Source organism: Tsukamurella sp. II2bb (genome assembly GCF_057815145.1).
Genome location: NZ_JBYPZI010000017.1, coordinates 1 through 6,733, shown reverse-complemented (window position 1 = coordinate 6,733; position 6,733 = coordinate 1). Strand labels below are relative to the sequence as shown.

Annotated in this window: 6 protein-coding genes; 5 read left to right on the top strand and 1 reads right to left on the bottom strand. The window is 65.2% G+C overall.

From position 1 onward, the window contains the following. On the bottom strand, positions 1-1,005 hold a 1,005-nt coding region (locus AC21LY_RS23455), incomplete at its 3' end, for an ATP-dependent 6-phosphofructokinase (protein ID WP_489048981.1). A 177-nt stretch (positions 1,006-1,182) separates the two neighbouring features. Between AC21LY_RS23455 and AC21LY_RS23450 the strand changes: the two genes are divergently transcribed. From AC21LY_RS23450 to eno, 5 genes are all read left to right on the top strand, one after another. Beyond that, positions 1,183-2,145 carry a sugar-binding transcriptional regulator gene (locus tag AC21LY_RS23450; protein WP_489048980.1) on the top strand — a complete coding sequence of 321 codons (963 nt, stop codon included), beginning with the start codon at positions 1,183-1,185 and terminating at the stop codon, positions 2,143-2,145. A 56-nt stretch (positions 2,146-2,201) separates the two neighbouring features. Beyond that, complete coding sequence (pyk, locus tag AC21LY_RS23445; protein ID WP_489048979.1) at positions 2,202-3,623, top strand: pyruvate kinase; 1,422 nt, start codon at positions 2,202-2,204, stop codon at positions 3,621-3,623. Between the two features lie 166 nt (positions 3,624-3,789). Then, positions 3,790-4,818 (top strand): class II fructose-bisphosphate aldolase, encoded by a 1,029-nt coding sequence (fbaA, locus tag AC21LY_RS23440; protein WP_489048978.1) that lies wholly within the window; start codon positions 3,790-3,792, stop codon positions 4,816-4,818. 88 nt (positions 4,819-4,906) lie between these two features. After that, on the top strand, positions 4,907-5,923 hold the full coding sequence (gene gap, locus AC21LY_RS23435; protein ID WP_489048977.1) for a type I glyceraldehyde-3-phosphate dehydrogenase: 1,017 nt from the start codon (positions 4,907-4,909) through the stop codon (positions 5,921-5,923). Further along, the coding region (gene eno, locus AC21LY_RS23430) for a phosphopyruvate hydratase (RefSeq protein WP_489048976.1) at positions 5,923-6,733 on the top strand (811 nt) is incomplete at its 3' end. The genes gap and eno, both read left to right, overlap by 1 nt.

The following is a 6,733-nucleotide window of genomic DNA, read 5'->3' as shown; positions in this document are numbered from 1 at the left end:
GTAGCGTTCGCGGGGGACGCGTTTGAGTTGTTTGACGGCGTCGGCGAGGGGGACGAGGCCGATTTGGGTGCCGCGGAGGGAGACCATGTTGCCGGTTTTGCCGGCGTGGGCGGCGTCGGCGGCGTTGACGCCGTAGCGGGTGGCGAGGACGCGGTCGGCGGGGGTGGGGGTGCCGCCGCGTTGGACGTGGCCGAGGACGGTGGTGCGGACTTCTTTGTTGATGCGTTTTTCGATTTCGACGCCGAGTTGGTGGGCGACGCCGGTGAAGCGTTCGTGGCCGAATTCGTCGGTGCCGCCGAGGCGCAGTTCCATGGTGCCTTCGGCGGGTTTGGCGCCTTCGGCGACGACGCAGATGAAGCTGGAGTGGCCGCGTTGGAAGCGGCGTTTGATGAGGGAGCAGACTTCTTCGACGTCGAAGGGGACTTCGGGGATGAGGACCATGTGGGCGCCGGAGGCGAGGCCGGCGTTGAGGGCGATCCAGCCGGCGTGGCGGCCCATGACTTCGACGAGCATGACGCGTTGGTGGGATTCGGCGGTGGAGTGGAGGCGGTCGATGGCGTCGGTGGCGATGGTCAGGGCGGTGTCGAAGCCGAAGGTGACGTCGGTGCAGTCGATGTCGTTGTCGATGGTTTTGGGGACGCCGACGACGGGGACGCCTTCGTCGGCGAGCCAGGAGGCGGCGGTGAGGGTGCCTTCGCCGCCGATGGGGATGAGGACGTCGATGCCGTTGTCGTCGAGGGTTTGTGTGATCCGGTCGAGGCCGGCGCGCAGGATGTCGGGGTGGGTGCGGGCGGTGCCGAGCATGGTGCCGCCTTTGGTCAGGAGGCGGTCGTTGCGGTCGTCGTTGGACAGTTGCACCCTGCGGTCTTCGAGTAGTCCGCGCCAGCCGTCTTGGAAGCCGACCACCGCTGACCCGTAGCGGGAATCGCTTGTGCGGACCACCGCCCGGATCACCGCGTTCAAACCCGGGCAGTCACCACCACCGGTCAGCACACCGATACGCACTTTCTTTCCCCTGTTCGTCGTAGGAACGGGCCCGGCCGGGCTTCGTCGTACCCGCCCATCACACGGGTATCGGAACGTTTCGACAACGGTGGTGCCCATATGGGCGCCGATTCGGGCATCGGCGAACTAGGCTGGAGGGGACGGATCGCCCGTCCGTGATGCTGTGAGGAGACATCCATGGGGTCCATGGGGCCGGCCGAAGTGGTCCGGGCCGCCGCGATCGCGCGGCGCTTCTACTTCGAGGGGAAGTCGAAGATGGAGATCGGCGCCGAGTACGGGCTGTCCCGGTACAAGGTGGCCCGAATCCTCGACGCCTGTCTCGAATCCGGGCTGGTCCGCATCGAGATCAACACCGATGCCGCGATCGATGCCGACCTGTCCGAGCGGCTCCGCCGTGCATACGGCCTGCGCCGCGCGCTGGTCGCGACGGGCTCCTTCACTGATTTCGACGGCCTGCGGCACGGACTCGGCAGGGTCGCCGCGGACCTGCTCAGCGAGGTCGTGACCGAGATCGACGTGCTCGGCGTCGGCTGGGGGCGCACCCTGGACGCTATGGCGCAGCATGTTCGGGATCTGCCGCCCTGCACCATCGTTCAGATGTCCGGTGTGGTCGGCGATGTGCAGGCCAGCTCCGTCGATCTCGTGCGCCAGCTGACTTCGGTCTCGCGCGGGCCGCAGTACCCGATCTATGCGCCGCTGATCATGTCGGACCAGCGGATGAAGGCGGCCCTCGCGAGGCAGCCCGGTGTGGCCGCGGCGATGGAGCTGTGGAAGCGGATCACGGTGGCCGTCGTCGCCGTCGGAAGCCTCGATCTGACGGGCTCGCAGGTGTACGCCATGCTGTCGGATCAGGGACGGGCGGAACTGGATTCGCTCGACGTCGCCGCCGAACTCTGTGCCATCCAGTTCAACGCCGAGGGACGCCCGGTGCGCACCAACTACAGCGGGCGCACGCTGGCGATCTCCTACCGCGAGCTGTCCGCGGTCGATGAGGTCATCGCCATCGCCGGCGGGCACCAGAAGGTGGAGGCCATCCGCGCGAGTCTGATCAGCGGAGTGGTCACGTCGCTGGTGACCGACCGGGAGACCGCCATCTCGCTCCTGCGGGTCGCGCCCGCCGAATCCGCCGATCGCGCCTGATGCCCATATGGGCGTGACGGTTGTCACCTGGATCGGCGGTGCATACGTTCCTTCGTGTGACTCGTCGAACCAAGATCGTCTGCACTCTGGGCCCTGCTGTCGGAACTGATGAGAAGGTGCTCGCTCTGGTGGAGGAGGGCATGGATGTTGCGCGCCTGAACTTCAGCCATGGTGAGCATGCCGACCATGCGGTGAATTATGCGCGGGTGCGTGCCGCGTCGGATAGGACCGGCCGGGCGGTGGGCATCCTTGCCGATCTGCAGGGGCCGAAGATCCGTTTGGGCCGGTTCGCCGGTGACGGCCGGACGGTGTGGGAGACGGGGGAGACGGTGCGGATCACCGTCGAGGATGTGGTCGGGACGCATGATCGGGTGTCGACGACGTACAAGGAGCTGGCGCAGGACGCCCGCCCGGGTGACCGCCTGCTCGTCGACGACGGCAAGGTCGGCCTGAAGGTCGTCTCGGTCGACGGTGACGACGTGGTGTGTGAGGTCACCGAGGGTGGCCCGGTGTCGAACAACAAGGGTGTTTCGTTGCCGGGGATGAACGTCTCGGTGCCGGCGTTGTCGGAGAAGGACATCGAGGATCTGGAGTTCGCGCTCGAGTTGGGTGTGGATTTCATCGCGTTGTCGTTCGTGCGGTCGCCGGCGGATATCGAGCGGGTGCATGCGGTGATGGATCGGGTGGGCCGGCGGATCCCGGTGATCGCCAAGCTCGAGAAGCCGGAGGCGATCGAGAACCTCGAGGCGGTGATCCTGGCGTTCGATGCGGTGATGGTGGCGCGTGGTGATCTGGGTGTGGAGTTGCCGCTGGAGGAGGTGCCGTTGGTGCAGAAGCGGGCGATTCAGATCGCGCGGGAGAACGCCAAGCCGGTGATCGTGGCGACGCAGATGTTGGAGTCGATGATTGAGAACAGTCGTCCGACTCGGGCGGAGGCGTCGGATGTGGCGAATGCGGTGCTCGATGGTGCGGATGCGGTGATGTTGTCGGGTGAGGTGTCGGTGGGTAAGTACCCGATCGAGACGGTCCGCACCATGGCGACGATCGTGAGCACCGTCGAACGCGGCCCCGTCAGGATCCTCGACCTCGCCCACACTCCCCGGACCAAGGCCGGTGTGATCTCCTACGCTGCGCGGGATATCGGCGAGCGGCTCCAGGTCGCGGCGCTCGCGGCGTTCACGGAGACCGGCGATACCGTGCGCCGCCTTGCCCGACTCCGCACCCACCTGCCGCTGGTCGCCTTCACGCCGCACCCACAGGTACGGAACCAGCTCACTCTGTCGTGGGGCACGCAGGGCTTCCTCGTCGATCCGGTCAGCAGCACAGACCAGATGATCGCCCAGGTCGACTCCGCCCTGCTCGGTCTCGGCAGGTACGCGCGCGGCCACCAGGTGGTCGTCGTGGCCGGTGCGCCTCCCGGGACCGTCGGCTCGACGAACCTGATCCGTGTGCATCGGATCGGCGAGGAAGACCACTGACGGCGAGCCGTCGAATCAGTGCCGACGGGGAACTGTCGATTCGAACCCGGCGGCGTGCCGTTCGGCTCGATACTGACGGCGGCGAGCCGTCGACCTACTGCTGAGGGCTGACGCCCCGACTATCGACCAGAGGAATGCCGCCCTGGCGTTCCAGGAGAGGACAAACATGCCCATCGCTACGCCTGAGGCTTATCGGGAGATGCTGGACCGCGCTCGTACCAACGGTTACGCGTATCCGGCGATCAATTGCACGTCGAGCGAGACGATCAATGCGGCGATCAAGGGTTTCGCCGACGCCGGTAGTGACGGGATCATCCAGTTCTCCACTGGTGGTACGGAGTTCGGGTCGGGTCTGGGTGTCAAGGACATGGTGACCGGTGCGGTGGCGTTGGCGGAGTTCGCGCATGTGGTGGCGGCGAAGTACGACGTGACGGTGGCCCTGCACACGGATCACTGCCCGAAGGACAAGTTGGACGGCCTGGTGCGTCCGTTGCTGGCGATTTCGCAGGAGCGGGTGGACCGGGGCTTGAATCCGTTGTTCCAGTCGCATATGTGGGACGGGTCGGCGATTCCGCTGGAGGAGAACCTGGAGATCGCGCAGGAGCTGCTGGCGAAGTGTAAGGCGGCGAACATCATCTTGGAGATCGAGATCGGTGTGGTCGGTGGTGAGGAGGACGGTGTCGAGAATGAGATCAACGACAAGCTGTTCACCAGTGATGAGGACTTCGGGAAGACGGTCGATGCGTTGGGGACGGAGGGGTACCTGCTGGCGGCGACGTTCGGCAATGTTCATGGTGTGTACAAGCCGGGGAATGTGAAGTTGCGTCCGTCGGTGTTGCGGGATGGTCAGGCGGTGGCGTCGGAGAAGTTGGGTCTGCCGGCGGGGAGTAAGCCCTTCGATTTCGTCTTCCACGGTGGTTCGGGGTCGCTCAAGAGTGAGATCGAGGAGTCGTTGTCGTACGGCGTGGTGAAGATGAATGTTGATACTGATACGCAGTACGCGTTCACCCGTCCGGTGGCGGGGCACATGTTCAGTAACTATGACGGGGTGCTCAAGGTCGATGGGGAGGTCGGCAACAAGAAGGTCTACGACCCCCGCTCCTACCTGAAGAAGGCGGAGGCGTCGATGGCGGAGCGGGTCGTGGAGGCCTGCAACGACCTGCATTCCGCCGGAAAGTCCATCAGCGCTTCCTGATCGGAATCCGCTGCACCATCCTCAAGCTCATCCCTCGTCCGCCATTCACGGATACGCCGTGACACGGACACATCTGAAAGGAATACCCATGACGATTCGCGTAGGCATCAACGGATTCGGCCGCATCGGCCGTAACTTCTTCCGCGCCGTCGCCGCCCAGAAGGCGCTGGGTGCCACCGACATCGAGATCGTGGCGGTCAACGACCTGACCGATAATGCGATGCTGGCGCATCTGCTCAAGTTCGATTCGATCCTCGGTCGGCTGGACGCGGACGTGGTCGCCGACGGTGACTCGATCCGGGTGGGCGATCAGGTGATCAAGGCTCTGGAGGTCCGTGAGGGCCCGTCGGCGCTGCCCTGGGGCGACCTCGGCGTCGACGTGGTCGTCGAGTCCACGGGTATCTTCACCGCTCGTGCCAAGGCTCAGGGTCACCTGGATGCCGGGGCCAAGAAGGTCATCATCTCCGCCCCCGCCTCGGACGAGGACATCACGATCGTGATGGGCGTCAACGACGACAAGTACGACGGCAGCCAGAACATCATCTCCAACGCCTCGTGCACCACGAACTGCCTCGGCCCGCTGGCGAAGGTGATCAACGACGAGTTCGGCATCGTCAGTGGCCTGATGACGACGGTGCATGCGTACACGCAGGATCAGAATCTGCAGGACGGTCCGCACAAGGATCCGCGTCGTGCCCGGGCCGCCGCGATCAACATCGTGCCGACCTCCACCGGTGCGGCGAAGGCGATCGGCCTCGTCCTGCCCGAGCTCAAGGGCAAGCTGGACGGCTACGCGCTGCGGGTGCCGATCCCCACGGGCTCGGTCACCGACCTCACCGTCGAGCTGAACAAGCGGGCCACCGCGGATGAGATCAACGCCGCGCTCAAGGCCGCCGCCGAGGGCAAGCTCAAGGGCATCCTGAAGTACTACGACGCCCCGATCGTCTCCTCCGACATCGTGACCGACCCGCACAGCTCGCTGTTCGACGCCGGTTTGACCAAGGTCATCGACAACCAGGCCAAGGTCGTTTCCTGGTACGACAACGAGTGGGGCTACAGCAACCGGCTCGTGGACCTCACCGGGCTCGTCGGGAAGTCGCTCTGATGACCGCCGGCGAGATCATCCAGGTAGGCGCCCGCGAGATTCTTGATTCGCGTGGTAATCCGACGGTCGAGGTCGAGATTGTGTTGGCGGATGGGAGCTTTGCGCGGGCGGCGGTGCCGTCGGGTGCGTCCACTGGTGAGCATGAGGCCGTGGAGTTGCGTGATGGTGGTGACCGGTATCTGGGTAAGGGTGTGACGAAGGCTGTTGAGGGTGTGTTGGAGGTGATCGCGCCTGAGGTGATCGGTATCCCTGCGGATGAGCAGCGGATCATCGACCAGACGTTGTTGGATTTGGATGGCACGCCGGATAAGAGTCGGTTGGGGGCGAATGCCCTGTTGGGTGTGTCGCTGGCGGCGGCGAAGGCGGCGGCGGAGTCGGCGGCGCTGCCCCTGTTTCGTTACCTGGGTGGTCCGAACGCGCATATTCTGCCGGTGCCGATGATGAACATCCTCAACGGTGGGGCGCATGCGGATAGTGGTGTGGATGTGCAGGAGTTCATGGTGGCGCCGATCGGGGCGGAGACGTTCAAGGAGTCGCTGCGGTGGGGCGCGGAGGTGTATCACTCGCTGAAGTCGGTGCTCAAGGCCAAGGGTTTGAACACGGGTTTGGGTGATGAGGGTGGTTTCGCGCCGTCGGTGGCTGGTACTCGGGAGGCGTTGGAGCTGATCTCGGAGGCCATCGGCAAGACCGGCCTCACGCTCGGGTCGGATGTGGCGTTGGCGTTGGATGTGGCGGCGACGGAGTTCTACAGCCCGGAGGGGTACCGGTTCGAGGGCAAGACGCTGTCGGCGGCGGAGATGGGTGAGTTCT

What these genes read in the sequence shown, in the direction of transcription:
- AC21LY_RS23450 (WP_489048980.1), top strand. Translation starts at nt 1,183, where the DNA reads ATGGGGTCCATGGGGCCGGCCGAAGTGGTCCGGGCCGCCGCGATCGCG.
- fbaA (WP_489048978.1), top strand. Translation starts at nt 3,790, where the DNA reads ATGCCCATCGCTACGCCTGAGGCTTATCGGGAGATGCTGGACCGCGCT.
- gap (WP_489048977.1), top strand. Translation starts at nt 4,907, where the DNA reads ATGACGATTCGCGTAGGCATCAACGGATTCGGCCGCATCGGCCGTAAC.